General features: G+C 69.7%; 21 protein-coding genes and 1 pseudogene. 12 read left to right on the forward strand and 10 right to left on the reverse strand.

Annotation, left to right across the window (positions count from 1 at the left end):
- Positions 1-41: 41 nt before the first annotated feature.
- Positions 42-1,100: a vWA domain-containing protein gene (locus ACIGXX_RS04800; protein ID WP_351155769.1), complete on the reverse strand. Its 1,059-nt coding sequence runs from the start codon at positions 1,098-1,100 to the stop codon at positions 42-44.
- A gap of 351 nt (positions 1,101-1,451) precedes the next feature.
- Between ACIGXX_RS04800 and ACIGXX_RS04805 the strand changes: the two are divergent.
- Positions 1,452-1,745, forward strand: a pseudogene (locus ACIGXX_RS04805) (sigma-70 family RNA polymerase sigma factor); the annotation flags it as partial.
- Positions 1,746-1,991: 246 nt separating this feature from the next.
- Here ACIGXX_RS04805 and ACIGXX_RS04810 read toward each other — a convergent pair.
- A complete protein-coding gene (locus ACIGXX_RS04810; RefSeq protein WP_383824419.1) occupies positions 1,992-2,537 on the reverse strand; it encodes a GNAT family N-acetyltransferase in 546 nt (181 codons plus the stop codon).
- Positions 2,538-2,883: 346 nt separating this feature from the next.
- On the opposite strand from ACIGXX_RS04810, the gene ACIGXX_RS04815 reads away from it, so the two are divergent.
- A complete protein-coding gene (locus tag ACIGXX_RS04815; protein WP_399972844.1) occupies positions 2,884-3,555 on the forward strand; it encodes an HNH endonuclease family protein in 672 nt (223 codons plus the stop codon).
- A 162-nt stretch (positions 3,556-3,717) separates the two neighbouring features.
- The gene (locus tag ACIGXX_RS04820; protein ID WP_351155763.1) at positions 3,718-4,341 is read left to right on the forward strand and encodes a hypothetical protein; all 624 of its coding nucleotides are present in this window, start codon (positions 3,718-3,720) and stop codon (positions 4,339-4,341) included.
- 164 nt (positions 4,342-4,505) lie between these two features.
- Here ACIGXX_RS04820 and ACIGXX_RS04825 read toward each other — a convergent pair whose 3' ends face one another.
- Both ACIGXX_RS04825 and map read right to left on the reverse strand, forming a co-directional pair.
- Entirely contained in the window at positions 4,506-5,597 is a 1,092-nt protein-coding gene (locus ACIGXX_RS04825; protein WP_399972719.1) for a hypothetical protein, read from the reverse strand.
- A 333-nt stretch (positions 5,598-5,930) separates the two neighbouring features.
- Positions 5,931-6,707, reverse strand: coding sequence for a type I methionyl aminopeptidase (gene map, locus ACIGXX_RS04830; protein WP_351155757.1), 777 nt, complete (start codon positions 6,705-6,707; stop codon positions 5,931-5,933).
- A 64-nt stretch (positions 6,708-6,771) separates the two neighbouring features.
- Between map and ACIGXX_RS04835 the strand changes: the two genes are divergently transcribed.
- Positions 6,772-7,077 (forward strand): helix-turn-helix transcriptional regulator, encoded by a 306-nt coding sequence (locus tag ACIGXX_RS04835; RefSeq protein ID WP_361472929.1) that lies wholly within the window; start codon positions 6,772-6,774, stop codon positions 7,075-7,077.
- A gap of 50 nt (positions 7,078-7,127) precedes the next feature.
- Here ACIGXX_RS04835 and ACIGXX_RS04840 read toward each other — a convergent pair whose 3' ends face one another.
- A complete protein-coding gene (locus ACIGXX_RS04840) occupies positions 7,128-8,153 on the reverse strand; it encodes a GlxA family transcriptional regulator (protein ID WP_399972724.1) in 1,026 nt (341 codons plus the stop codon).
- A gap of 99 nt (positions 8,154-8,252) precedes the next feature.
- On the opposite strand from ACIGXX_RS04840, the gene ACIGXX_RS04845 reads away from it, so the two are divergent.
- Positions 8,253-9,077, forward strand: a complete 825-nt coding sequence (locus ACIGXX_RS04845; RefSeq protein WP_399972727.1) for a dienelactone hydrolase family protein — start codon at positions 8,253-8,255, stop codon at positions 9,075-9,077.
- A gap of 341 nt (positions 9,078-9,418) precedes the next feature.
- Here the strand turns inward: ACIGXX_RS04845 and ACIGXX_RS04850 are convergent, their stop codons facing one another.
- The 4 genes from ACIGXX_RS04850 to ACIGXX_RS04865 all read right to left on the reverse strand — a co-directional run bounded on the left by ACIGXX_RS04850 (position 9,419) and on the right by ACIGXX_RS04865 (position 14,800).
- Positions 9,419-11,449 (reverse strand): hypothetical protein, encoded by a 2,031-nt coding sequence (locus tag ACIGXX_RS04850; protein ID WP_351155750.1) that lies wholly within the window; start codon positions 11,447-11,449, stop codon positions 9,419-9,421.
- 40 nt (positions 11,450-11,489) lie between these two features.
- Entirely contained in the window at positions 11,490-12,731 is a 1,242-nt protein-coding gene (locus ACIGXX_RS04855) for a carboxylate--amine ligase (RefSeq protein ID WP_366463960.1), read from the reverse strand.
- A gap of 276 nt (positions 12,732-13,007) precedes the next feature.
- Positions 13,008-13,832: a phosphotransferase family protein gene (locus tag ACIGXX_RS04860; protein WP_399972731.1), complete on the reverse strand. Its 825-nt coding sequence runs from the start codon at positions 13,830-13,832 to the stop codon at positions 13,008-13,010.
- Between the two features lie 323 nt (positions 13,833-14,155).
- The gene (locus tag ACIGXX_RS04865) at positions 14,156-14,800 is read right to left on the reverse strand and encodes a TetR/AcrR family transcriptional regulator (protein WP_399972734.1); all 645 of its coding nucleotides are present in this window, start codon (positions 14,798-14,800) and stop codon (positions 14,156-14,158) included.
- A gap of 153 nt (positions 14,801-14,953) precedes the next feature.
- On the opposite strand from ACIGXX_RS04865, the gene ACIGXX_RS04870 reads away from it, so the two are divergent.
- The 6 genes from ACIGXX_RS04870 (at position 14,954) to ACIGXX_RS04895 (ending at position 24,120) form a co-directional block, all read left to right on the forward strand.
- The gene (locus ACIGXX_RS04870) at positions 14,954-15,928 is read left to right on the forward strand and encodes an ATP-binding cassette domain-containing protein (protein WP_399972737.1); all 975 of its coding nucleotides are present in this window, start codon (positions 14,954-14,956) and stop codon (positions 15,926-15,928) included.
- Complete coding sequence (locus tag ACIGXX_RS04875) at positions 15,850-16,500, forward strand: CatB-related O-acetyltransferase (RefSeq protein ID WP_383824476.1); 651 nt, start codon at positions 15,850-15,852, stop codon at positions 16,498-16,500. Before ACIGXX_RS04870 ends, ACIGXX_RS04875 begins: the two co-directional genes overlap by 79 nt.
- Before the next feature lie 1,303 nt (positions 16,501-17,803).
- Complete coding sequence (locus ACIGXX_RS04880; RefSeq protein WP_351172459.1) at positions 17,804-18,295, forward strand: MarR family transcriptional regulator; 492 nt, start codon at positions 17,804-17,806, stop codon at positions 18,293-18,295.
- A 1,235-nt stretch (positions 18,296-19,530) separates the two neighbouring features.
- The gene (locus ACIGXX_RS04885; protein WP_351172654.1) at positions 19,531-21,567 is read left to right on the forward strand and encodes an MMPL family transporter; all 2,037 of its coding nucleotides are present in this window, start codon (positions 19,531-19,533) and stop codon (positions 21,565-21,567) included.
- A 257-nt stretch (positions 21,568-21,824) separates the two neighbouring features.
- The gene (locus ACIGXX_RS04890) at positions 21,825-23,087 is read left to right on the forward strand and encodes a cytochrome ubiquinol oxidase subunit I (RefSeq protein ID WP_351174186.1); all 1,263 of its coding nucleotides are present in this window, start codon (positions 21,825-21,827) and stop codon (positions 23,085-23,087) included.
- A gap of 25 nt (positions 23,088-23,112) precedes the next feature.
- Entirely contained in the window at positions 23,113-24,120 is a 1,008-nt protein-coding gene (locus tag ACIGXX_RS04895) for a cytochrome d ubiquinol oxidase subunit II (protein ID WP_351174183.1), read from the forward strand.
- Positions 24,121-24,311: 191 nt separating this feature from the next.
- Here the strand turns inward: ACIGXX_RS04895 and ACIGXX_RS04900 are convergent, their stop codons facing one another.
- Entirely contained in the window at positions 24,312-24,797 is a 486-nt protein-coding gene (locus ACIGXX_RS04900) for a phospholipase (protein ID WP_351174180.1), read from the reverse strand.
- Positions 24,798-25,562: 765 nt separating this feature from the next.
- Here ACIGXX_RS04900 and ACIGXX_RS04905 point away from each other — a divergent pair.
- On the forward strand, positions 25,563-26,258 hold the full coding sequence (locus ACIGXX_RS04905) for a L,D-transpeptidase (RefSeq protein WP_351174177.1): 696 nt from the start codon (positions 25,563-25,565) through the stop codon (positions 26,256-26,258).
- Positions 26,259-26,278 lie beyond the last annotated feature (20 nt).

A 26,278-nucleotide genomic window follows, 5' to 3' on the forward strand; every position in this document is an offset into this window, starting at 1 on the left:
CGGCCGCTGTGACGTCTCCAGGGGGAGGGGCCGTGGTGGTGTCAGAGCATGATGAGCAGGCGGGTCTTCGGCTTGAGCTTGCGGTTGACCGAGCGGCTCTGCACGTAGACCTCCAGCTGGGGATTGTTGCCCGCTTTCACCGAGACGGTGCCCTGGATTCCCGTACCGAACAGCAGGCTGCGTGCCGCGTCCCCGGTGTAGGCGCGGTCGGTGTCCTTTTCGACCACGATGACTTCCTTGTTCGGCTGGACCTGGGCGCGGGCCCCCAACTGGTAGTAACAGGAGCCGCGTTCGTAGTTGACGCCCGGATGGGAGTCGACGAAGGGGCGGATCTCGGCCTCCTGGTCGACCTTCAGCAGCCGGTACATGGTCGCGGGAATCGGTTCGAGGTTGGCCCGCACCTCGTCGATGGATATGTCCTGGCCGACGGCGAACAGGTTCTTTGTGCCGCGCACGCCCTGTTCGCGGGCGCGCAGGAAGCTGGTGGCGGCCGCGCGTACGGTGCCGATGGCCTCTTCGACGCCCTCTTGGGAGTCTGCGTCCCAGATGGCGATGTTCCCGGCCGGGAAGCCGTAGTTCTGGGCGGTGCGTTTGGCCAGGGAATTGGGCACCAGGATCGCGGAGGTCCAGTGGTCGGGCAGGCCGCCCATCTTCGCGGTGATCCGTTCGAGCCAGGGGCCCAGGATGGTCATGTCGCCGTCGTGGCGTCTGTCGCCGCCGGACGCGTTCTCCTCGCCGTCGGTCACCACGATCTGGAGGAAGCTGTGCTCGCCGTACTGCTCCCAGATGTGTCCCAGGTCTTCCAGGGACTTCAGTGATGCCTCGATGAGGGCGGTGGCACCGTTGTTGACCCGGTACAGGCCGCGCATCGACGGCAGGTGCTTCACGTCCATGTCCCACACCAGGTTTTCCACCCGGTGGTCGAAGGAGTAGAGGCTGATCCGGGTCTCGTGACCCAGGCTGTCCGACTCGGCCTTGAGCCCGGCCACGAACTCGTCCACCACGCGCACGAGCTGTTCCTGATGCGGACGCATGGAGCCCGAACAGTCCACGACCAGCGCGACGTGATTGACCTTGTGTTGGATCCTGTTGGCAGACATGGCTGTGCTCCTTCTCCCCGGCTTACTCCCCGGCCTTCCGCAGTGATTTCACTCTATGTGCAGGCACTGACAACGCCGTTTGACGCTTCCTCACCTGCTCTCACCTGCCCTCACCCGGCACCGCGTTCAGCACTCGGCAGGCGATCGGGAGCCCGTGACCGCCGGAGCGGAAGCCGGCGCTGGCCCGCCACAGAGCCGCATACTCAACGTCCGCTTCCGGTACACGCTCCAGAGGAGCCGGGGCCCGAGGGAACTCGCCGCCGGCGAGCTGGCCGGCGACCGGATGGCGGAACCTTCACCACTGCTTTCTCCAGCAGCGGCACCGTTACGACCCCGCGTGGGCCACGGGTACGGCACCGGCGGGCCGAGGTACGCCGTTTCAAAGCCCTGGCCCGCATCCCGGCTCCGGCCGATCACGAGGAGCCGCTGGCCGACCGTGCTTCGGCCCGGGTGGGGGCGCAGGCGCAAGCGGTGGGCCGCGAGCTGGCGGTGGCACTGGCCGCACTGCCCGCGCGGTACCGGGGCGTGCTGCTGCTGGTGGCGTGGGGCGGTCTTGGCTACGAGAAGGTGGCCCAGGCCCTTGGTGTCCCCATCGGCACGGTCAGATCACGGTTGCACCGGGCTCGCGGCAAGCTACGCGAAGCGAGGTGTCCGACGATGACTGACGAACTCGAACTTTTGCGGGACTGGGGCGCGTCACGCGCTGCGTCGGCGAGGGTGACCGTGCCGACCGCTCATAGGGCAGGGCACGGCGACCCTGCGGACTGGCAACGTCAGCGCCGCAACGGTTCGGAACCGGGCAGCAGTGCAGTTGGGTAAGCACGAGGAGACTGTCGCGCCGCGCGACGACCAGTTGATCACCCGTCCCCAGCTGATCTGCACCCGCAAACATCATGGGGAAGGGACCGGATGCACGGCGAGGTCAAGGGTGAAGGCCACCCGGTCGAGCCCAGGACCGTCGTAGTCCGGCTTCACGTTCGATGCCGCGAAGCCGAGTCGAGTGTGGAAGGACTGCGACGCGGTGTTCTGCGGGCTGGTGATGCAGTGCACGTATCGACGGCCGTGTGAACGGGCGAGAGCGAAGAACGCCCGGTACAGGGCTCGTCCGACGCCCTGTCCGTGCAGTCGCGGGTCGACGCCCACGAAGTGCACGTAAGCGGCGTCCGGTTCGGTCTGCGACAGGAAGCCGACCAGGAATGCCGCGATCTGGCCCCCGTCGGTCCGGTCCCCGTCGACCTGCCCCTCATCGCGTTCGACCAGGAAACTTGTGGTGGTGAAGTGCTGGAAGTACAGCCTCGGCAGGAGCAGTGAACGCTCCAACGCCCCTGCGGGCCCTTTCAGCCCGCCCCACCATCCGTCGAGTACCGAGAGGACCTGCGGATGGTCTTCCTCGGCGAGGTGCCGTGCCTTCAGGCCATCAGGAAGAAAGTCGATCATCGGGGCATTCTGTCATCGGCGCCCGGTGCGCCGCCAGGCCCGATTCCGAGCCACGCATCCGCAGGACCATCCAAAAGTCCGACCAGTGGCCGGACTCGGGTAAGGGTGAGGGTGAGAGTGGGGCTGGGAGTGGGTGCGCCTCGAAGCGCAGAGCGGTGATCCAGCTCGCCCGGACAGAAGGCGGGCCCCGGTCGCGGCCTGACGCAGCTGGTATGACGGGAGCCCAGGACAGCGTGCTGGCGGTGGACGCCAATGCAACGTTTCTGCGGTGAACTTCGTCCTCCACACGGAGGAGAGGCCTGCCGAGCACCCGGTGATCGCGTGCGGCGGGAGGTATGCCTGCCGGGTGATCAAGAACTTCACTCGCGGCCTCGCCGCGCTCAGCCTGTCCCTGACCCCGCTTCTCGCTCCGGCCCCGGCGCAGGCCGCCGACCCCACCGAGACCACGACCCTGGCCGACGCCGTGCACCGCATCCCGGTCGCCGACGAACGCCGCGAGGGCTACACCCGCACCGCGTACAAGCACTGGAACGCCGGTGAGGTGCCGTCCGACGGCTGCACCACACGTGCCGAAGTGCTGATCGCCGAGGCCACCGAGGCGCCGTCCGTCGGCGCGAACTGCAAGCTCACCGGCGGTGAATGGCTGTCCTACTACGACGCCCAGGAAGTCGAGGACATGGACAAGCTCGACGTCGACCACATGGTGCCGCTGGCCGAGGCCTGGGACTCCGGCGCCTCCGCCTGGAGCGCCGACCGCCGCGAGGCCTACGCCAACGACCTGGGCGCCCCGGCCTCGCTGGTGGCCGTCACCGCCCGTACGAAGAGCTCCAAGGCCGACCAGGACCCGTCCGAGTGGCTGCCGCCGCTGCCTGACGCGCACTGCCGCTACGTCTCGGAGTGGGCGGCCACCAAGCTGCGTTGGGACCTGGCGGCCGACCCGGCCGAGCTCGACGCCATCGCCGTCTTCGCCTCCGGCCAGTGCAAGGACACCGCCGTCACCTACACCGCGGCTCCGTAACCCGCAGGCTCCGGGGTCGCGCTTGGCCCGACCCGACCCGACCCGACCCGACCCGACCCGACCCGGTCCGGGCCGAGTCGCGTTGGAGTGGAGTGGAGATCACGCTGCGGGAGCGCCGGCCTGTTCCTGCCGAGTGGAATGATCGACATAAAGTATCGTCCTATGTCTCATCCACAGAATCGGCACAGCGCCCACTTTGGCCGGCGCCTTGGGCTGATAGCCGTCGGCGCGGCCACGGCCTGCACCCTCACCGCGTGCTACCCCAGCACGGGCGACTCCTCGAAGGACGCCACCCCCAGTGCCACTCAGGCTCCGAAGAAACTGAGGCTCGGTCAGCCGAGCCCGGAGCAGGAGATCTCCAGTTACAAGAAGACGGCCAAGTTCGTGTTCACGCCGACGAAGGTCGTCGAGGGCAAGCCGGAGGATCTTGACGAACTCGATGAGCCCGACAAGTACGCGGGCAAGAAGGTCGTGTGGGTCTACGTCAACGCCAGGCACGTCGGCGGCGATGCGCTCAAAGAGCCGCCCCCGATGATGAGCGATGTCAATGTCGAGACCGCTGCGGGCCCCGGCACGAAGTTCATCCTCATCGGTGCCCTCAGCAGCACGCCAAAGGACTGCAACCTCCTCAACGGTGTCAAGGAACTCGGGACCGAGGACGTGTGGAAGAAGGGCGAGAAGCGCGCTGTCTGCGACCCGTACCTCATCCCCGAAGGGGCCGAGGTGGAGAAGGTGACCTACTCCCAGGGGTACTACAAGGAGCCCCTGAAGTGGTCCGTGAAGTAGCGCCGCCGGCGGGCGCACCGTGGGCGGATCGAGAGGTTGCCCGCGGGGATGACCGCCTGGGGGAGCGATAGACAAGGCCGGCGCCCAACCCGCCGAAGCGGGTGGCAAGGGCGCCGGCCTTCGAAGACGTGCCCCTGAAGCAGAACCGGCCCGGTTCCTGCGCTTCAAGAGCGGGTGGCCGTCGCGCAGTCTTTGCCCGTGGCCGTCGTGCCGTTGTTCGTGTCGAGCGGTTTGCTGCGGTCGTAGGGGTCGAGCCGGCGGGTTTCGTCGGCGGTCTGCTCGTCCGTGGTGTCGAAGGGCGGGACGAAGTAGCCGGTCGGCTCGGAGCAGCCGCCGTTGGTCATGTCGAGGGTGTAGGAGACGAGGGACATCGTGCCCGGTTCGGTGATGACCTTGGCCGGGTTGTCCCAGCTCATCACCACCTCGCGCCGCACGATGGTCCGGACGACCTCGGCTTCTCGTCCATCGTCGTCCGCTGGGGCGACCGGGTAGACGAAGGTGACGTCCGCCGTCACCTCGAGCGCCCCGCGCTTCCCCTCCCGGTAGGTGAGCCGGCCGCGTGTCTTGACCACGTCACCGACCGGCTGGGCCTTTTCTGGCCGGAAGCGGCTGAACAGCAACAGGGGGTCGGTCTTGTCGGTGGGCGTCGCCGTCGACAGGGCCGCACGGAGGTAGTCCTGCACGTCCTGTTGATGCGGGTTGAGCAGCGCGATCGCCTTGGTGGGCCGTTCGCCGCGCAGCACGCGGGAGTCGAGCCCCGCGGCCACCAGGAAGTCGCGGCTCTTGCGCAGCGCCCGCTCAACTTGGGCGGTGTCCATCCAGCCGGTCGCCTTGGCGGGCGGCACCGTGATCCCAGCCGCTCCGTCGGCCCACCGGGCGGCGGGTGAACCCCGGAAGGGTTCGGCGCGGGTAGCGCGTAGCTTCGGCTCTGCGCCGGGCGCCTTGCTCGGGCTCTGCGACTCGGCGGCCAAGGGTGCCTTGTCCTGCCCGGCGTCGTTGTCACCGACCCAGCCGAAGAGTTGCTGCGGGAAGAGCCCCACCATCAGGAGCGCCACGGCTGCCAACAGCCCGGTCACGTACCAGCCTGTCCTGCGCCGGGGCCGCGCCGGTGAGTGCGTACGCCATCCCTCCAGCTGCCCGGAGCGCCCCCGCAGCCGCCGCTCCACCGCACGAGCGCGCGCCGACGGCTCCACAGGGGCCCCGGCCTTGCCCTCCACCGACTCGCGAAGGAACCGGTCCCACTCCTCATCGGACACGGACGATCCGTCCTGCCCCCCAGCCCCGCTCACACCGCACTCCCGTTGCCGCTCGACAGGTTGACCCCCGGCGTCTCGATCGCCTGGTCAATTGACTGCGCACCGGTCGATCGAGAGCCGTCCGCATAATCGCATGGGCAAGTCGCGAGCCTGCAGGAGGCAGTGGTGAAGCATCAGGTTGCCGCGCTCAAGAGCTGTTGAGTTCTGGTGCGAACGTGGGCGGCCCGATTGGCTTTCTATGATCCCCGCACGCGTGAGCCAGGGGCCGCCGTACCGCACGCCCCAACCACCAGTCGGCAGCGGTACGCGGGGGCGGCCCCAAGCCCTTGACGGCTACGCCCGCGGAGGCAGGGTGAGGATTTCGGCTCCGTCGTCAGTGATGGCGATGGTGTGCTCGCTGTGTGCCGTCCGGCAGCCCGTTGCGCTGCGAAGCGTCCAGCCGTCGGCGTCGGTGACGAGCGTGGCGGTGTCGGCCATGACCCAGGGCTCCAGGGCCAGGAGCAGCCCAGGGCGCAGCTTGTAGCCCCGGCCGGGCCGTCCGTTGTTGGCGACATGCGGGTCCTGGTGCATCGTCGAGCCGATGCCGTGACCGCCGAACTCAAGGTTGATCGGGTACCCGGCTTCGCCGAGGACCGTACCGATGGCGTGGGAGAGATCGCCGATGCGGGCCCCCGGCTTGGCGGCGGCGATGCCCGCGGCCAGCGCGCGTTCGGTCGTCTCGATCATCGCGACGCTCTCCGCCGGCCGGGCCTCGCCCACGAGGAAACTGATCGCGGCATCCGCGGCCACTCCGCGCGTGGAGACAGCCAGGTCGAGGGTCAGCAGGTCGCCGTCGGCCAGCGTGTAGTTGTGGGGACGGCCGTGGAGCACGGCGTCATTGACGGCCGTGCAGATGTAGTGGCCGAACGGACCGCGACCGAAGGACGGCGCATAGTCGACGTAACAGGACTGCGCCCCGGCCTCGGCGATCATTTCCTTGGCCCACTGGTCGATGTCCAGAAGGTTCGTGCCGGCCGTGCTGCGCTGCTTCAGCGTGTGCAGGATGTAGCCGACCAGCGCTCCGGTCTCCTTCGCCCGCTCGAGCCGGGTGGAGTTCAGGATCTCAATCATGGGGGCCCCTCACGTGTTTCCAATAACTATACCGGTCTAACTGTACCGGTATTAGAATGGGGTCATGGTCAGGTTGCCGCTCACTCCCGCCGAGGTCGAACGCGGACAGCGCCTCGGCGCCCTGCTCCGCCGTGCCCGGGGCTGCCGCTCGATGCTCGACGTCGCGCTCGCCGCGGGCATCTCGCCGGAGACGCTCCGAAAGATCGAATCCGGCCGCGTGGCCACCCCCGCCTTCCCGACCATCGCCGCGATCGCCGACACCCTCGGGTTGTCCCTCGACGCGGTCTGGGCGGAAATCAGCGCACCGGAGGGTGCCGGAGAGGACCGGTCGGTCCTGCCCGTCGCCCGGCACGCGCTGTTCGCCTCGTAGACCGCCGCGTAGCCGCCGCGTCGCCCCCGCGCGGCGGAGTCTGCTTGGCATTACGGCAGATGCAGGGAGGGTGGCACGCTGGTGATCGCGCTCTTGGGCACGCGGTGACGATGGAATTTCGCGCGGTACTCCCTCGGGCGCTGGCCCGTGTGCCTGGCGAAGATGCCGCTGAACGTTCCAGGGTCGCGGTATCCGACATCGGCGGCGACGTTGGCGACGGTCTTGTCGGTGGTTTCCAGCAGGTGTCTGGCGCGGCGCACCCGGACCGTCTGAAGGTACGCCAGCGGTGACTCGCCGGCTTCGTGGCCGAAGCGGCGGAGCATGGTTCTCGTGCTGACGTGGAACTCCTGGGCCAGGGTGGACAGGTCGTAGCGAGTGTCGAGGTTCTGGTCGAGCCACCGCTTGACGCTGAGCGAGAACTCCCTGCCCAGAGTTGGTATGAGCTCCGCGTCGACGTACGGAGCTTGGGTGGAGCGCGCGTCATCGAGCAGCGCGATACGCGCGGTGCCACGGGCGACGCGGGGACCGTCGTGCTCGCGGATGAATTGCAGCGCGAAGTCGTACATGGCGCTGAAGGCCGCGGTGGTCGTGACCCCGCGGTCGGTCACGACCAGACTCTTCGGCCGGAGGCGGACGTCGGGGTAGCGGCGGGCGAACCGGTCCGCGAACAGCCAGGACGTGGTCGCTTCGCGTCCGTCGAGCAGTCCGGCTTCAGCAACGAGGAAGGCGCCCACGCAGATCGAGACGACAGCGGCCCCCGCTGCCGCCTGTGAGTGAATCGCCGACACTTCCGGTCCCAGGTCTGCGATGGTCGCCTCGAGACCGGTGGTGGGCGAAGACTCGAAGCCCGGCACGATCAGGACGTCCACGGGGCGCATCGCCGAGACGTCGAGGACCGGGCCTCCGGACGCGATCACTCTCCTCCGGGGCGAGATGACCGACGTCTCGTAGGCCGGTTCGTGCGCTCCGCGTGCCGCGGCGACGTGACTTGCCATCGTCAGGAGGTCGGGCACGCCGAACACCTCCGACGCGAAGCAGCCGGGGTAGGCCAGCACGCCAACTCGTAACGGACTCACGCGATCCCCCTCCGCCCGTTGAAGGGTGGCGATATTACCGGGATACATGGCGATGTCGCCGCTTCTCAGGAAGGTCGGCCACTCGCCATCATCTCGATCATGACAATGGTGCGAGGACAGAACGATCCTCTCGAGGACTTCGTACGGAGAGATGTCAGCGTCGATGACATCGCCAAGACCGTGTACGTCGCCGGGGCGGGGCCGGCAGTCATCCTCATGCCGGAGATGCCGGGCATCAGCCCCGACGTCGCCCGGTTCGCGCGCTGGGTGCGTGATGCCGGCTTCACGGTGTACCTGCCTTCTCTCTTCGGTGTCGACGGCGCCTATCCGCTCGCCGAGGCACGCGAGACCGTCGTTCGACGCGCGTGTGTCAGCGCCGAGTTCCGAGCGTTTGCCGGAGGCGGCACAAGCCCTGTCGTCACCTGGCTGCGTGGCCTCGCCCGCCTGGCGCACGCGGAGCACGGAGGGCCCGGTGTCGGCGCCGTCGGTCTGTGCTTCACCGGCAACTTCGCTCTGACCATGGCGCTCGAACCCGCTGTCATCGCACCCGTCGTCAACCACCCGTCCCTTCCGCTCGACGACCCCGGCGGTCTGGAGATCAGCGAGGAAGACGCCGCTGCGGTGGCCGACCGCGTGGCGCGCGACGGCTTGAAGGTGCTCGCCTACCGCTTCGAGAACGACAGTTGGTGCACCGGCCAGCGGTTCGCCGCCTACCGGGCGCTGCTGGGGGAGGCGTTCGACGGCCGCGTACTCAGAGCCGAGACGGCGAACACCAATCCTCCGCCCTTCTTCCGTGACGTCGTCGGCTGCGCCCACAGCGTTGTCACGGCCCACCTCGTCGACCAGGAGGGTCACCCCACCATGCAAGCCCGGAACGAGATCATCGCCTTCCTGGCCGAGCGGCTCGGGAGGCGGCTGGACTGAGCCCAACAGCTGCGGATCAGCTGAAGCGTCACGAAGGCTTGAGCGGGCTGCACTGCCGCACCGGCAGTGCAGCCCGTCACGGGGCGCCGCACGGGACGCGTGGCCGAGAGGTCGGGCGGCGCGATGAGCGCCGTGCCACTCGACGGCTTCGTCGTTGCGGGAGATCCGGAACCGACCGCCGCCGGCGGTCCGGTACGCAGGACGGTACGCAGGACCACCGGCGGCTTGCCCTCCCCGCGGTGGCGGTCGCCGGTTCGGCTTCCTTGCGGCCTCTGTCCGATTCCGGTGTCCGGCCGCGATTCAGACAGGGAAGGTCGCGGCCTGGATCCGGGGCGCCGGGCTCACCGGCTCGTGGGCCTTTCGAGGGCTTGAAGCATCTCCGCCGACAGCCGGTCGTTGCCCCAGCTGCGCTCGATGTAGCCGGTGATCCGCGCGATGTTCTCGGCGGGTACGCGCTCCGGTTCGCCGTGCTCGAGCGGGTCGGCGTGGAAGATGTAGAGCCGCGAGGCGAACTGGTCGAACGGCAGTGATGCCTCGCCGAACCGCTCTCCGTTGCCCGAGGTGGAGACGACGACGCCGTCGCCCCAGTCCTGGCCGCTGTCGTTGTTCGGGTTGAAGAAGTACACCCGCATGACGTCCTGCGGGTCGGGCGCGGTCCGCAGAATGGTGATCGCGTGCCAGCCGATGTAGCGGGCCGCACTGTCGGTGACGGCGATGCCGGCCGGCTGCGGATGGATCAGCGGCTGCTCGCCGTTGTAGAAGGGGTGGTAGCTGGTGTGGAACTGCCGCAGGAACTCGTCGAGGTCGACCAGGTTTCCGGTCGCGACGTCGACGTTGATGTGGAACCCGCGGGCTGCCCACCAGCCGTGGAACTCGGGGTTGATCCACCGGTGCGGGTCCCCCGGCCGTGCGGCGCAGCGCCGCCCCATCTCGGCGTAGATCCGGTCCAGGTGGGGGACCAGGAGGAGCGACACGGGGTCCAGGTCCATCGGCAGCGTGGTCGCGACGCCGCCCGCGCTGTCCTTCGACGAGATCGGCTGCCCCTCGAAGTGCATGAGGACCTCGTCGTCGCGGGCCGCCCAGACCAGCATCTGCAGCAGGTAGTCCGGATCGTTGTAGGACCACATCGACAGCGCACGGGCCGACTGGCAGGTGGGGTTGTCGCCCTGACCGACGCCGAGTGGCTGGCCCAGCATCGAGAGCACCCCCGCGACCAGCCGCGCCTGCGGCGACGGCGTCTCGCCGAAGACCGTAGTCAACCGCTCGCGCGCGACCGGAGAGAGCTCGAGCGACAGCTGGCGCCACAGTGCGGGCACCACCGGCGGCTGGTAGAGGATGCCGCGGTCGAGCAGCAGCGCCAGCCCGTAGACGCTCTGCGCGGTCTGCGGGTGCACGGCCATCTCGATCAGCCGGTGCACCAGCTGGCTGTAGCGCAGCAGACAGTTGCGGCCGGTGTCGGAAAGGCCGAGCGCCTCACCGACGAGGTAGTCGCTCTCGCGCAGGAGGAATCGGAGCAGTTCCGCGTGGTACGGCGACACCAGGCCGGTGTCGTGCATCGCTCGCGCGAACCCCGTCGCCTCGTACTGAAGGCCGCCGGAATCCATCGCCTCGAGCCGGGAGCGGAAGACGTCGATGCCCGGGTCGTCCCGGCTCGCCTCGGTGGTCCCGAACAGACTCGTGATGAGCCGGTCGATGCCCTGCCCCGACGTCACACCCAGAGCGACGTCCGGGTCGTTGCGGTAGATCGAGATCCGGGTGATCAGGGCCTGCACCGCCTCGACCTGGATCGGACGCTGACGCAGGATCCGCCATATCTCGTCGACCAAATTGTCCAGGACGCTGTCGTAGCCGATCTCGTCGGCGAGGTGACGGAACAGGTCGCGGATGAGCTGTGCGGTCCGGCCCTGCTGGATTCGCTCCGCCTCACTGGGCGGGGTGAACAGCAGCTCCAGGTTCGTTGCCAGTACCTGGGACAGGAACTGGCGGGCGTCCTGGGCGGACAACGTCGGATGCGGGTAGTCGCCGCGGGCGACAGCGAGCATCCGCAGTTCGCTGGCCGCCTCCATGACGACGGTGTCCGCGTTTCCGCTGTGCAGGCTCGGGCCGACCAGCGCCGGGACGAGGATCTCCGGTGACGCCCAGTCCGTCTCCAGGAACAGTCCGGCTTCCTCAAGGGCCTGTGCCCGGGCCTGGATCGCCGCGGCGCCGCCCGGCTGCCCGAGCACCCGCCGCACTGCTTCCAGGACCCGCCGCAGCTTGGTGTGCTTGCCGAAGTCGCGGGTTTCGGCCATGGCCTGGATGGCGTCGTCCAGCGAGGCCACGCGCTTGTCCAGCGTCGTGGCCTCACCGTTGACGTCGACGGTCGGTTTCAAAGAATTTCCCTCACGTTGGCCTCCTGCGTCCACAAGGCCGTCAGACGTAGAAGTCGAGCTCTTCCTGCTTCTTCAGCAGGTCACGCATGCGGTAGGGGTCATCACCGAAGAAGTACACCAGGCCCCAGTGGGTGCCGAACGCGGTCCTCTTGGTGACCGTCTCCTCCAGCGGCGTCGAGAGATCGTGCGACTCGTAGTAGTCGTCGTCCTCGGTCTCCTGCGGGATCTCCAGGTCGCTGACGACGCGGCGGCGCGGGTAGACACCGAAGCAGCCGGCGACCCCGGACGCGTCGACGACCTCGCGCGGGAAGAAGGCGTCGATCTCCTCCTCGGTCGTCTTCGGGTCGAAGGCAAGAACCAGCCCATGGTAGGCGTTGAACCCGTACGCCCGCTCCAGCAGCTCGAACACCTTGAAGCCCGGCGGCCGGTAGGCGACCTCACCGAAGTACATCTCTCCGTCACTTGTGACGAAATACTCGGGGTGTACGAAGCCGAACTCGATGTCGAACGTCTTGATGAGCTTCTCGATCTGCGCCGTGATCTGCGGCCGGTACCGCTCCAGTTCCGGGGTCGCCGGCACGAACACCGAATATCCCAGCGTGACGTACTCGGAGATGTTGAGGAACTTGATCTTCCCGTTGTGCACCCACGCCTCGACCGCGAACTCCCAGCCGTCGAGGTGGGATTCCATGAGGACCGGGAACTCCTCGTCCGGAATCGTGTCGACCTCGTCCGGGGTACGGATGACGCGGTGCCCGAGGCATCCTGCCTTGTCGAACGCCTTGAGATGGATCGGGTCGTTCGGGTCACCGTCCAGCTTGAGCAGGGTCTGATTGACGCGCTTGAGGAAGCGGGTCACGTCGTCCCGGTCGTGGGCCTCCTCGAAGATCCCGACCCGGATACCGCCGAGTTGCGCGCGGCGCTTCATCAGCGCCTTGTCACGCAGCAGCATGGCCTGACCGTACAGTCGCGGGTTGCCAAGCAGAACGGAGTTGATAGCCCCCGCCCATTCAACCGTTTCCTCGTACAGCGGGATCGCGACGTCTACCCCCTCGTTCTGAAGGGTCTCGGCGATCTCCATGGAGCGGTCGTTGAGCCGCTCGAAATTCCACGGAACGTAGGGGATGCCGTGGTCGACGCAGTACTCCTCGGCCCACTCCGGCGCCACGACGATATAGCGCCTGTCGAACCGGTCGAGGGCTTCCACCGCATTGAGACTCCAGCCAAGAAGCGCTACATAGCCTTTGTCCGGGTTCTTGGTGGCCGGTTCGCCCTGTGTCATAGACCGTTTCTCCTTCGGCGCATGCGCTCGTCGATGCCGTGCTGGCACGACAGCGCCCGGTGATCTACCGGGCAAGCCCCTCCTGCCCACGCGCAGGCACCTCACTCCCGCGCAACTTCCGTGCGCGAGACAGGTGATGGCCGGCCCGAGGTCCTCCGGCTCCACGACCACGGCGTTGCGCCGGCGGTCCGGGCGGTCGGTGCGACGCCGGCGGCCTTCCACGACGCCGGGAATCTGCTCCCGGGGGTCTGTGTCGGTGGGAGGAGGTGTCCTGGATCAGGGGAGTTGGCTGGTCAGTCGGTCCGCTTGGCGTTCCACGGTGCCGACGGGGTTCTTTGGGTTCTGGCTCTGGTTGTCGAAGTTCAGGAGGAACAGCCAGACCAGGGCGAGGAGTCGGCGGCAGTCCTCGAGCCGTGCGGATTCGGATGGGGTCAGGTCGAAATGCCGTAGGAATGAGGGGACATCGAGGGGGTGCTCGACCCAGCTCCCGACGTGCTCGGTGATTTCCGCGAGTTCGAAAGCGCGGTCGCTGCGGCCCGAGTCCTCGAAGTCGACCACCTGGACGCTGGAGCCGTTCCAGAGGTAGTTGGCAAGGTTGCCGTCTCCCGGGCCGAAGACCGGCGGGACATTTGACGCTGTGTCCGCGTGCAGGCTTGAGCGGGCGAGCCAGTGCAGTCCGCGGTCCATGGCCCGTGTCACCGGGCCGTGCGGGGCCTTGGGGCGGGCTGTCGCTGCCCAGGTGTTGAGGTGGGCGATGAGATCGGCCTGCTGGCCGGGCCTGGCGGGAACCTGACGGAGGGTGTGGACGGGCACCGCGGTGTGCAGCGTGCGTACTGCATGCGCCAGTGCCTTGACCTGCTCGTCTCTCAGCGCGTATCCACGCATGGGTACACCTGTGAGCCGTGACATCACCACGGTCGACCCGGCAGCTGTCAGGTCCGCCTCCCCGGGTTCAGGGGCCAGTCCTGGCGCATGAACGGACAGGAGCCTCAGAGCGCGCCATTCGCGCTCAGCGCGTCCGCCGTCACGGCCGGGGAATCGCTTGACCACCTGGCCGGCGGCCTCCGTCACCGCGTGAGTACTCCATGCACCAGACTCCATGGGAAGCGATCGTGCCAGGCGGTCCGCGCTCCTGAACCGGAGTTGAGGGACCAGCTCTTCAGCTTGATGGGTTGCGTGGTGCGGGTGCTGTCTGGGTCCGGGGCCGTGCACCAAAGCTGGTGATGACCCTCCAGGCGAAGCCGTGGAAGGTCGACACCTCCAGCCGCTGCCGCAGTTCTGTGGTCAGGGTGTTGTCCTGTACGTGCCGCCATGTCCCGGGCATCGTTTCTTTCTTGTGTGCCGGGTTTTGCCCTGGCGTGTGGCTCCGCCGGGGCGAGGGGCCCTTCCGGGCCCTGGTGGGGTCCGTTTCGGTGGTGGGGGTGTCAGGGGTTTGGGTTGGGTGGGGGGTGGTTGAAGGCTCCGGCACTGGCGGCCAGGGTTGCGGTGGTGGCGGCGTGGGTGGGCAGGTGCGGGTCGGGGGCGGTCCGCATAAGCACTAGCTGGTGGTAGAGGGGTGCGGTGGCGGCGATCAACAGTCGTCGTGCGTCGGTGTAGTGGGGGAGTTCACCGCGTTGGATGGCGCGCTCGACGAGGATTTCGCAGCGTTGGTAGCGGTCCTCCCACAACTGCTGCTGGGCGTGGGCGGCTCGTGCGGAGCGGAACGAGGCGGCGATCAGGGCTTGGGCGATGGAGGGTTGTGCGAGCAGGGATTGCTGGATCTCGTCGTTGAGGGCGGTCAGATCCTCGTGGAGGGAGCCGGTGTTGGGGGGCTGCCAGTCGTCCTGGCCGGCGGCGTCGAGGAGGTCGGCGAGCAGGCCGCCGGTGTCTTGCCAGCGTCGGTAGACGGTGGCGCGGTGCACGCCGGCGCGGGCCGCGACGCCCTCCATCGTGAGTCCCTCGTAGCCGTGTTCACCGAGTTCGGCGCGTACCGCGTCCAGGACGTGGGCGCGGATGCGGGCGGTGCGGCCGCCGGGCCGGCGCTCGGGCGGTGCGGCGGGGTGGGGCTGGGCGTGGGATGGGTCGGGCATCGGGAATCCGGTTGCTCGGCGGGCTGGAGCATGACAGGCTCTTAAAGTAACAGTTGTCGCAGTAGTGGGGTTGTCGATGCTCTTCCGAAGCGTTCTTCCGGTCTTGCGGCCCCAGGTGGCCGTTTCGTCCCCGGCAGCTTCGGAGTTGCTTGTATGCCTGCACAGATCACTGCGCTCGCCGTCAGCAAGTCGTTCAATGGCAGGCCCGTACTCGACTCGGTGACCTGCTCGCTGGCCCGGGGTGAGCACACCGGCATCGTCGGGGAGAACGGGTCGGGCAAGACCACGCTGCTGCGGTTGCTCGCCCGGCGGGAGCGCCCCGATCAGGGGGAGGTCATCGTGCAGGCCGACGGCGGTGTCGGCTACCTCGCCCAGGCCGGGGGCCTGCCCGCGCAGGTGACCGCTGGGCAGGTCATCGATGGGGTGCTGGGTGATCTGCGGGCGATCGAGGCGCGGCCCCGGTTCGGGTCACGAGATCCTCCTGTCGGCTTTTGGGTGCGGGCGGCTGGGGGTGCTGGGGAGTATGTCGACCCGTTGCTGGCTCTGGGTGTGTTCGGGTGTGCGCGGCTCGGTGTTGTGGTGGCGCGGTTGTCCACCGGGTGGTGGCGGTGGCTGGTTCTGGTGCGGTTGGTCAGCCGGGTTGCGGATGTTCTGTTGTTCGATGGGCCCGCCAAGCGTTTCTCGCCGGTTCTGGCTGAGGGGCTGGGGGGTGGTGCTGGTGGCTTTTGCCGGCGTTGTTGTGGTCGTGAGCCGTGGCCGGCTGCTGTGGCGGCGGTGGCGGGGGAGTTGTCTGGGGGTGTGTGCCGCCCAGGCCGCCTCGTTGCCGGCTTGAGGGTTGCGCGCCGCCTTCGTTCCTGCCCTCTGCCCCGTGCCCTCTGTCCCGTGCCCCGTGCCCCGTGCCCCGTGCCCGGTGCTCCGTGTTCTCTGCCCCTCTGCCTGTTCCTGCCCTGCTGTGCGTTCCTGGCTTCCTGTCCCCGCTGTCCTGTTGGTGTTCGGTTGTCTCGTTGTCTCGTTGTTTTGTTTCTGGAAGGAAGTGCACGGTTCGTATGGTGTCTGTTCCTGCTGATCCCACGGTTCTGTATCCGATGCCGGAGCATCCGCGGGTGGTTTTGCTGCGGCCGTTGGTGACGTCTGCGTTGATCGAGGTGGGGGAGTATTCCTATTACGACGATCCGGTGGATCCGACCGCGTTCGAGACGCGCAATGTGCTGTATCACTACGGCCCGGAGAAGCTTCGCATCGGTAAATTCTGTGCGCTGGGTACCGGGACCCGGTTCATCATGAACGGTGCCAATCACCGGATGGACGGTCCCTCGACCTTCCCCTTCCCCGTCATGGGCGGTTCCTGGGCGGAGCACTTCGATCTGATCACGGATCTGCCCGGCCGGGGTGACACCGTCGTCGGTCATGATGTGTGGTTCGGTCATGGTGTGACGGTCATGCCCGGGGTCCGGATCGGTCACGGTGCGGTGGTCGCGTCCGGTGCGGTGGTCACCGGTGATGTGCCCGACTACGGGATCGTGGGGGGCAATCCGGCCCGGCTGATCCGTACCCGTTACGACGCGGAGGATGTCGCCCGGCTGCTGGCCGTGGCGTGGTGGGACTGGCCTGCCGGGCACATCACCGGGCATGTACGCACGATCATGTCGGGCTCGGTCGCGGACCTGGAGGCCGCCGCCCCGCCCGCGCGCCAGCCCTGACCCCGGCGCGGACACCGCGACTATGGCTGGGTCCGGCGCGAGTCCGGCGTCCCCCCCGTCTGGTGTCGGTGTCCTGCGCCCCGCGTCGGGCGCCGGGGTGTGTTCCTGGGGCCGGCACGGGATGCGCGTCCGCCGCCGGGTGTCGGAGTGTGCTCAACTCCGCGCTCCGGGCGCGGGTTCGGCGTCCCCCCGTCTGGTGTCGGTGTCCTGCGCCCCGTGTCGGGGTGTGTTCCTGGGGCCGGCACGGGATGCGCGTCCGCCGCTGGGTGTTCGGGGGTGTAGTCAACTCCGCGCTCCGGGGCGGGATCGGCGTCCCCCGGCGGGTACCGCGGCGACGGCGACCGGGGCCCGCACGGGGCCGGCGTCCTTGCGCCCCGCGTCGGGGTGCAGTCCTGGGTCCGGGCGCGGGTTCGGCGTCCCCCGCCGGACACCGCGACCGGGTCTGGTGCGGGTCGGGTGTCGCCCTGTCTGGTGTCGGTGTCCTGCGCCCTGCGTCGGGGTGTGTTCCTGGGTCCGGTGCGGGTTCGGCGTGCGCTGCTGGGTGTCGGGGGTGTAGTCAACTCCGGGCTCCGGGACGGGATTGGCGTCCCCCGCCCCGCCCGCGCGCCAGCCCTGACCCCTGTGTGGGTACCGCGGCCGGGTCCGGGTCCGGCACGGGTCCGGTGTCCCCCCGCCTGGGCTGCGGCGCGGGTCCGGCGTCCGCTGCTGGGTGTCGGGGTGTAGTCAGCTCCGCGCTCCGGCGCGGTTCCAGCGTCTTGCGCCCCGCGCCGGGCACCGGGTTGCACTCCTTGCTGCGGCGCGGGCTGCGCGTCCGCTGTCGGGGGTGTGCTCAACTCCGTGTTCCGGGTGCGGGGTTGATGTCTTCTGCCGGGTGTGGGGTGGGGGTGGGTGCTGTGGGTGGGTTGTTGTGGTGGCTGGTGCGGGGTGGTTTCTGGTGTGGGCTTGACGGAACGGCAAAGTCTCTCTAAATTCGAGAAGCATGAAGATAGAGAGAATCCGGTGGGGGGCGGGACCGCTGGGGCGTGCGCATGCTCCGCCCGGCGGGGCGCGGTGTTGGCCCCTGGATGCGGGGTCCCGGCGGGTGCCGGGGCCGTGCGGGCGGCGGGGGGCGGGGGGTGCTGCTGGTCTGCGGTGCTCGCTGCGTCCGGTCCGGCGGGGCGGTGTCTCTCCGGGGCGGCTGGGGGGGTGCGGGCTTTCTGGTGGTGCGGCAGGGCGCCCGGGGGTGGTTGTCGGGCGGGGGAGTGGTCCGGGCGGGGCAGTAGGCTGGTGGTTTCGGTCACCAGAGGGAAAGGGCAGCCCCGACATGCGTCTTGACGGTGCGACGGACAGTGTGGGCGGCTCGGGATCCAGGCTGCCGGCGCTGGCGACGGCGCTGCGGGTGCAGGCGGCCAGGACCGTGCTGTTCCAGGCGGCGGTGGCCCAGGCGGTGGGGCTCAATGCCACCGATTTCAACTGTCTGAGCCTGCTGGACCTGGAGGGGCCCACGACGCCGGGGCGGCTGGCCGAGCAGGTCGGTCTCAGCCGCGGCGGCGCCATCACCACGGTGATCGACCGGTTGCAGAAGGCCGGGTTCGTGCGGCGCAGGCCTGATCCGGTGGACCGCCGGCGGGTCATCGTCGAGGCGGTGCCCGAGGCCTTCGCCTCGCAGGTCGATGTGCTGCTGACCGATTTCCGGGCGGCGTTCGGCGAGCTGCTGCTCGGGCTCACCGAGGAGCAGCAGGAGCTGCTGCTGGAGATCACCGACCGGGGCAACGAGATCTTCCACACCGAGACCCAGCGGCTGCAGGCCCGCTAGCCAGGCGCGCCTCTTGCGCCGCCCGGGCAGGGGCCCGGGCGCGAGGCGGCCTCCTCGGCGGCCGGCGCTCGCTCCACCGGTCCCGGCCGGCCCTGGCCGGCCGTGGCGCACGGGGTCACCGCGGCGGTGCACGTCCGCACACCTCCCCCGGGTGCTGCGTGTGCCGCCCGGTGCTCCGTGTGCCGTCCTGGGCCGCGCGGTTGGGCCCGGTGCCCGGTGAGGACCGGGCGCCGTGATCCGGCCGGACACCGCGCACAATCCGTTGCCCACCGGGCGGCCGTGGCCGGGGGGTTCGGGGGCCGTGCGGGATCCGCGCGCGGCGGCCGGACCCGCTCAGGCACCGCACCGCCCAGCACCACCCTGCAAAACCCGGCACCGCACCGCCCAGTACCGCCCTGCAAAACCCGGCACCGCACCGCTCGGCAGGACCCGGCACCACCCGGCACCGCACCGCCCTGCATGACCCGGCACCACCCGGCTGAACCCGGCAGGATCCGCCGCCCCGTAGAACCCGCCGCCGCCCAGCAAAACCCGGCAGGACCCGGCAGGACCCGGCACCTCTCGGCAGGATCCTGCAGGACCCGCCGCTCTGTAGAACCCGGCACCACCTGGCAGCACCTGGCAGGACCCGGCAGGACCCGGCACCGCCCCTGCAGCACCTGGCAGAACCTGCCGCCCTGCAAGACCCGGCACCGCCCGGCAGAACCTGGCAGGACCCGCCGCCGCCCGGCGGGCCCCCGTGAGGGTCTGACGGTGTGTCACTGAGCTCGGCCGGTGGCCCTGGCGGTCATCCGGCGCACGCCGCCGCGCGCAAGGCCGCAAGACCGCAAGGCCGCAGGACCGCAAGGCCGCAGGACCGGTACGTCCCGCCCCCGGGCCCGGGGGCGGGGTCCGGGTGCTGCGCGGGGTGCACCGTGCCCCTGATTCCCGTCCCGATTCTCTTTCCGATTGTCGTCCCGATTTTTCGTCCCGATTTTCGTCCTGTTCCCACGAACTGACGCCCAGTCAGTTCCGCTCGTGTCCGGGTCCGCCGCAGGCGTGGCCGACCCGGCCGCGTCGCGGGGTTGTCTGGGTGCGGTGATCCAGACAAGGAGCGCACGGTGACTTATACGCCCGGCCAGACACAGGAGAACCGTTCGGCGCCGCCCCCGCCCCGGGGCAGTGTCCTGGAGCGCACCGCCTCTTTCGCCCAGCGCCACCGGTGGACGGCGCTGGTGCTGTGGCTGGTGATCCTCATGGGTGTCTGGGCGGGAGCCTCGGCGGCCGGTGACCGCTACCGTGACGACTTCTCCCTGCCGGGCACCGAGAGCCAGCAGGCCCTGGACGTCCTGGAGGAGCACGGGTCGGCCGGCGCGGGCGATTCCGTGGAGATCGTGCTGCACGACAAGGACGGGCTTGCCGGGGCGGCCGTCAAGCAGCGGGTGTCGGGCATGCTGGAGAAGGTGGCCGACCTGCCCAAGGTCGCCCAGGTGCGCAGCCCCTACCAGGACCAGTCCACCCTCTCCAAGGACGGCACGATCGGGTATGCCACGGTCGTCCTGGAGGGCACGGCCGATGAGATGGACAAGGCCGACACCCAGCGCATCCTGGACACCGCCCGCACGGCGCAGGCGGACGGCCTGCAGGTCGAGCTCGGCGGCGACGCGGCCCGGAAGCTGGCCGAGGAGGAGAGCGGCGCGGCGGAGGGCGCGGGCATGCTGGCCGCGCTGGTGATCCTGGGCATCATGTTCGGCACGATCATCGCGGCCGGACTGCCGGTGATCACCGCGGTGTTCGCGGTGGGCAGCACGCTGGGCGCCATCATCCTGCTCTCGCACACCTTCACCATCCCCAGCTACACCCCGTACGTCATGATCATCGTGGGTCTGGGGGTGGGCATCGACTACGCGCTGCTGGTCTTCGCCCGCTACCGGGCCGAACTGGTCAGGGGGGCCTCGCCGGAGGATGCCTCGCGGCGCGCGCTCGACCTGGCCGGGCGCACCGTGTTCTTCGCGGGCTGCACGGTCATCGTGGCCCTGCTGGGCCTGGTGGCCCTGGGGCTGGGTTCGCTGCAGGGCACCGCGGTGGCGCTGGCGCTGACGGTGCTGGTCACCATGCTGGCCTCGCTGACCCTGCTGCCCTCCCTCCTTGCGATCTTCGGCAAGCGCTTCGCCCGCCAGTTCACCGCCAAGGCCCAAAAGCGCGTCGACAAGGGCAAGCCCGCGCCGGGGACCGGCTGGCGCCGCTGGGCCGGCTTCGTCCAGCGCCGGCCGCTGGCGGTGCTGGTGCTGGCCGTCGTCGCGCTCGGCGCCCTGGCCGCCCCGGCCCTGGACATGCGGCTGGGGTTCGCCGACGCGGGCAACGACCCGGAGAAGTCCACCAGCCGCAGCGCCTATGACCTGCTGGCCGAGGGGTTCGGCCCGGGCTTCAACGGGCCGCTGGTGGTGGTGGCCGAAGGCAAGGACCAGGCGGCCCAGGCGCTGTCCGCGAAGCTCAACGACACGCAGGGCATCGCGGCCGCCACCGGTCCCATCCCGGCCGAGGAGCCGGGCGCGTTCACGGTGATCGCGTTCCCCGACTCCGCCCCGCAGGACGCCGGGACCTCGGATCTGGTGCATGTGCTGCGCGATGACGTCCTTCCGCAGCTCGGTGAGGAGAACGGGGCCGAGTACCTGGTGGGCGGGTCGACCGCGGCGGTGGTGGACTACTCCGACACCGTCGCCGAGCGGATGCCGCTGTTCATCGCGATCGTGGTGGGGCTCTCGCTGATCCTGCTGGTCATGGTGTTCCGCTCGGTGCTGGTGCCGCTCAAGGCCGCGCTGCTGAACCTGCTGAGCATCGGCGCCGCGCTCGGTGCGATGACGCTGGTCTTCCAGAAGGGCATGTTCGGCGTCGAGTCCGGACCGATCGAGGCCTTCTTGCCGATCATGGTCTTCGCGATCGTGTTCGGCCTGTCCATGGACTACGAGATCTTCCTGGTCAGCCGGGTCCGGGAGGAGTGGGACCGCACGGACGAGCACGCAACCGCCATCCGCGAGGGCCTGGCGCACACCGGCGGGGTCATCGTCGCCGCCGGCGCCATCATGGTCGCGGTCTTCGGGGCGTTCATGCTCAACAGCGACCGCATGCTGCAGCAGTTCGGCTTCGGGATGGCGGTGGCCGTGTTCGTCGACGCCATCATCATCCGCCTGATGATCGTCCCGGCCGCGATGCAGCTGATGGGGCGCAAGGCCTGGTGGATCCCGGCGGGCCTGGACCGGATGCTGCCCAAGCTGAACGTCGAGAAGCACTGACCCCGGCAGGGGAGTGCGGGCGCTCCTGACGGCGCCCGCACTCCCCGCCGCGCCCGCCCCGGCGGCCCGCGCCTGCACTCGCCTGCCGCGCCCGCCCCGGCGGCCCGCGCCTGCCGCGCCTGCCGCGCCTGCCGCGCCTGCCGGGCCGGCCCGGCGGCCCGCGCGTCGGCCTGCCGCGCCCGCACTCGCCTGCCGGGCCGGCCCGGCGGCCCGTTCATCTGCTCGCCATCTGCACGGCTGCACAAGGAGAGACCCCCGTGGACGACGTGCTCACCCTCGCACGGCTCCAGTTCGCCCTCACCGCCATCGCCCACTACCTGTTCGTCTCGCTCACCCTTGGCCTGGTCACCTTCCTGGTCGTCCTGCAGACCCGCTGGGCGATCACCGGCAAGGACAAGCACCGCACCCAGACCAGGTTCTGGGGCCAGCTCTATCTGATCAACTACGCCCTGGGCATCGGCACCGGCATCGTGATGGAGTTCCAGTTCGGGCTGAACTGGAGCGGACTGACCCACGCCGCGGGCAACGTCTTCGGCGCGCCCCTGGCGGTGGAGACACTGGTGGCGTTCTTCGCCGAGTCCACCCTGCTGGGCCTGTGGATCTTCGGCTGGGACCGGCTGGGCCGCACCGCGCACACCGTACTGATCTGGCTGGTGGCGCTGACCGCCTACGCCTCGGTCTTCTTCGTCATGGCCGCCAACGGCTTCCTGCAAAACCCCGAGGGCACCCGCCGGGTCGACGGGGAGATGGTGCCGGTCGACACCGCCACCCTCTTCCAGAACTCCAACGCCGGCTCCGCGATGGGCCACGTCCTGACCGGCGCGCTGGCCACCGGCGCCTTCTTCATCGTCGCGGTCAGCGCCTGGCACCTGCGCCGGCGCACCGCCCACACGGAGTTCTTCTGGTCGTCGATGAAGCTGGCCCTGCCCGTCGCCGCCCTCACGTCCCTGGTCACCGGCATCATGGGCGCCGGCCTGTTCCAGGTGGTGGCCGACCAGACCCCGACCAAGTTCGGCCCGGGGGACAAGAACGCGGCGGCCCGGGCCAGGGAGTTCACCGAGAAGTTCGGCCCCGACAACTACTACGCCCCCGACTACGTCAGGACCGCGGAGAGCCTGATGCTCTCCAGCTGGACCGTGATGATCGTCGTCCCCCTCGTCGCCCTGCTGTTCCTGATCCGCCGCAACCTGATCCGCCGCCGCGTCCTGCTGTGGCTGCTCAGCGCGTGCGTCATCCTGCCCTACCTGGCCAGCACCGCCGGATGGGTCTTCCGCGAGGCCGGGCGCCAGCCCTGGGCCATCTACGGCGTCCTCAAGACCGAGGAGGCCCTCACCCCCGGACTGACCGCCGCCGGCACCCTCGCCTCGCTCCTGGTCTTCGGCCTGCTGGTCGTGGCCCTGACCCTCATCGACTGGGCGCTGCTGCTGCGCTTCGCCCGCCAGGGACCGGACGCGGCACAACTGGGCCGGCCCCCCAGCCCGGCCGGAAAACCCGCAGACCACGCCACGTTGACCTACTGAGTTGACCTACTGAAAGGCGCACACCATGTGGGACGACATCTGGTACGCCCTGCTGGCGCTGCTGCTGACGGGCTATCTCGTGCTCGACGGCATCACCATCGGCAGCGGCATCGTGGGCCGCCTGGTGGCCCGCACCGACGCGGACCGCCGCACCGTGGACGCGGCCACCGGGCCGTTCTTCCTGGGCAACGAGGTGTGGCTGGTGGCCGCCGCGGGCATCACGCTGGGCGGCTTCCCCGGCCTGGAGTCCACCGTCGTCAGCGGCATGGCCCCGCTGATCGTGGTGGCCGTCGCCGCACTGCTGCTGCGCCACGCCGCCGTCCAGTTCCGCCGCCGGGTGCCCTCCCCCTCCTGGCGGCGCCGCTGGGACGCGGTGGTCCAGGCCGCCTGCGTGGCCCTGGCCCTCATGTGGGGCGCCCTGGGCGGTACGGTGCTCGGCGCGCTCCCGGTCAGGGACGGACACCTGAGCCCCTCCCTCGACCTGCTGCTGCGCCCGGTGCCGGTGGCCTCGGCGCTGACCGCCCTGGCCGTCCTGGCGCTGCACGGCGCGGTGTTTTTGGCCCGCAGGACCAGCGGCCCGGTCGCCGACCGGGCCGCGGAGCTGACCTGGTGGCTGGGGGCTACGGCGGCGGGGCTGGGCCTGCTCACCCTCTTCGCCGCCGCCTTCGACGCCCAGACCCGCGACGGCGTGCCCAACGCGCTGCCCGCCGCGCTCATCGCCCTGGCCGCGATCACCGCCGCGCTGCTGGCCGCACGGCTGGCGGCCTCCAACAGCCCGGGCGCCTGGCTGTTCAGCGGCCTGGCCGCGTGCCTTCCCGTGCTGGCCATCGGCGTGGCCCGCTTCCCGCAGACGGTGGTGAGCACCTACCCGGGCGAGGACCTCTCGCTCGCCGAGGCCGCCGCCCACCCCGACACCCTGAGCATGGTCGGCCCCATGATGCTGCTGGTACTGCCGGTGCTGCTCGCCTTCCAGGCCATGCAGTGGTGGGCGTTTCGCACCCGGACGGACGAGCGCTCCCCGGTGTACTTCTGACCCCCAGACACCCCCAGCCGCCCTCGGGACGAGCCGCCCTCGGGACGAGCCGCCCTCGAGACGCTCTGGAGCGGTTCGCGGCGTCCTCGCGGCGAGGGCGCCGCACCCGGGTGCCGGCCACCGTGCTTCGTCCGCGCCTTGTCCGGTCCTGGTCCGCTCTTCGTCTGGTCTGCGTCCGGAGGGGCGCGGGGTCAGGAGGCGGTCTTCTCGCCGGCCGCGCCGGTGAGGCCGAGCTTGTCGACGGCCTGGTAGTAGGTCCAGGCCGTCGAGTTGCACGTGGTCTTCGTCGCGCCGCTGTACCTGGCGCACACGCGCTTCAGATCCTCGTAGAAGGCGCTGTCGACGCGGGCCTTGTGGGCGCCGAAGGTGCCCGCCTCCTTGTAGTTGCGGTACCCGAAGTCGTGCCGGGCGCAGGCCGTTTTGAAGGGGAAGCCCAGCGGGTTGTCGGGCGAGCTGGAGCAGTAGTCGGTGGACCAGTTGAACCGGTACGCGCTCCAGGCCTGCTGGTTTGCGTTGGCCGACGCCCAGGCGCCGTAGCTGCCCGCGTCGGTCTGGGTCCACCGGCCAAGTACCTGCGCCTTGTCGGCGGGCACGGCGGCGGCGGGAGCGGCGGCCACCCCGACTGCCAGGGTGAGGGAAGCCGTGCTCACGGCGAGAGCGGTCAGGCGAGCGCGCATGGGGGCCTCCTGCAGGGGGGATGGCACGTCCGTCTCAACAAGCGCTTTCATGCCCACAGTTGGCGCTTCAATAAACGAGACGTCCGCGTGAACTCCCGTTGGCCCAAAGGGGTTTACGCCACCAGCACCGCCGTGCGCCCGGCTCTGCCGGTGGCCGGTGGGCCGGGGTGGGCCGGTGGCCGGGTGGCCGGTGGGGGAGGGGCATGGTCATCCAGAGGCGCGGACGGGCCGTGCCGGCCGTCGTCCCGCGCGGCCCGCGCAGGAAGCCATCGGACCCTGGACGACGCGCCGCCGCTGCCACGCACCCCGTACCCGCCGGATCCGGCAGAGGCGGGCACATCCCCGCCCGTCTCTGCCCGGTTCGCCGCTGAGCCTGTTCGCTGCTGAGCCCGGCCGCCGCAAGCGACCGGACCTGCTTGCGGAAGATGACACCGTCCGTCCGCGGCACCGGGTTCTTCGGCGGCGAGGCGCACCCCGACCTCCGCACCTACACCTACAAGACCTGCACCTGCACCTGCAGCGGGACGAAAGCCGGCTAGGTGCCCGCCGGCGCGAGCGTCGTCCCTGCGGCTGAGACCGGGGGCCGGAGGGCCGGGCGGCGGCCTTGGCGGCACGCCGCCCTCTGCTGCACCGGGCGGCAAGTCGACCTCTGTTACACATCTGTGTCGATTCGTCCTACAACGAACGGCGGGCCCGCGCCGTCTAGCAGGTGGGATCCGACCCGCGGACCCATGACGCACCAGGACGAACGGGGAGTGGGCAGCAGTGGGGGACATACGCAGACGAGGGGCCGTGGCTCTGGGGATCACCGTGCTGGTGGCCCCGCTCACGGTGGCGCTGGGCACGGGCAGCGCGCAGGCCGCGTCGTGCTCGGCGCAGAGCGGCCCGTACCAGAAGCAGGTCGAGAAGTTCCTCGGCCGCCCGGTGGACGGCCGGCAGTCGGCGGCCGACTGCAAGGCCATCAAGGCCTTCCAGACCAAACACAAGATCACCCCGAACGCCGGGTATGCGGGCGGCGTCACCTGGGGCGTCATGAACCTCATGAACAAGCAGAAGGCGGTGGGCAACACCCCCAACAAGGCGGGCAGGTGCCCCACCGACAAGGGGCGCATCGCCTGCGTCGACCTGACGCTCCAGCTCAGCTGGATCCAGGACGGCAAGACCCTCAAGTACGGCCCGGTTGCGGTGCGCACCGGCCGCAACGGACATGAGACCCGCACGGGCCTGAAGAAGGTCTACTGGCGCAACATCGACCACGTGTCGAGCATCTACCACGTGCCGATGCCCTACAGCCAGTTCTTCGACGGCGGCCAGGCGTTCCACTCGGTCGGCGTCAGCGTGTGGTCCCCGCCGGGCTCCCACGGCTGCGTCAACATGACCAAGAAGGACGCCGTGCAGTACTGGAACATGCTGCGCAAGAACGACGACGTCTTCGTCTACGGCCGCAAGCCGGGCACCTGATCTGCGGCCCGCAGGCCGGG

The sequence above is a fragment of the Streptomyces sp. NPDC055243 genome (assembly GCF_044544025.1).
Taxonomy (GTDB): domain Bacteria; phylum Actinomycetota; class Actinomycetes; order Streptomycetales; family Streptomycetaceae; genus Streptomyces.

Coding starts and splice junctions, on each gene's coding strand:
- ACIGXX_RS04800 (WP_351155769.1), bottom strand. CDS start 1,100: ATGTCTGCCAACAGGATCCAACACAAGGTCAATCACGTCGCGCTGGTC.
- ACIGXX_RS04810 (WP_383824419.1), bottom strand. CDS start 2,537: ATGATCGACTTTCTTCCTGATGGCCTGAAGGCACGGCACCTCGCCGAG.
- ACIGXX_RS04820 (WP_351155763.1), top strand. CDS start 3,718: ATGTCTCATCCACAGAATCGGCACAGCGCCCACTTTGGCCGGCGCCTT.
- map (WP_351155757.1), bottom strand. CDS start 6,707: ATGATTGAGATCCTGAACTCCACCCGGCTCGAGCGGGCGAAGGAGACC.
- ACIGXX_RS04835 (WP_361472929.1), top strand. CDS start 6,772: ATGGTCAGGTTGCCGCTCACTCCCGCCGAGGTCGAACGCGGACAGCGC.
- ACIGXX_RS04845 (WP_399972727.1), top strand. CDS start 8,253: ATGACAATGGTGCGAGGACAGAACGATCCTCTCGAGGACTTCGTACGG.
- ACIGXX_RS04855 (WP_366463960.1), bottom strand. CDS start 12,731: ATGACACAGGGCGAACCGGCCACCAAGAACCCGGACAAAGGCTATGTA.
- ACIGXX_RS04860 (WP_399972731.1), bottom strand. CDS start 13,832: ATGGAGTCTGGTGCATGGAGTACTCACGCGGTGACGGAGGCCGCCGGC.
- ACIGXX_RS04865 (WP_399972734.1), bottom strand. CDS start 14,800: ATGCCCGACCCATCCCACGCCCAGCCCCACCCCGCCGCACCGCCCGAG.
- ACIGXX_RS04870 (WP_399972737.1), top strand. CDS start 14,954: ATGCCTGCACAGATCACTGCGCTCGCCGTCAGCAAGTCGTTCAATGGC.
- ACIGXX_RS04880 (WP_351172459.1), top strand. CDS start 17,804: ATGCGTCTTGACGGTGCGACGGACAGTGTGGGCGGCTCGGGATCCAGG.
- ACIGXX_RS04885 (WP_351172654.1), top strand. CDS start 19,531: ATGGGTGTCTGGGCGGGAGCCTCGGCGGCCGGTGACCGCTACCGTGAC.
- ACIGXX_RS04895 (WP_351174183.1), top strand. CDS start 23,113: ATGTGGGACGACATCTGGTACGCCCTGCTGGCGCTGCTGCTGACGGGC.
- ACIGXX_RS04900 (WP_351174180.1), bottom strand. CDS start 24,797: ATGCGCGCTCGCCTGACCGCTCTCGCCGTGAGCACGGCTTCCCTCACC.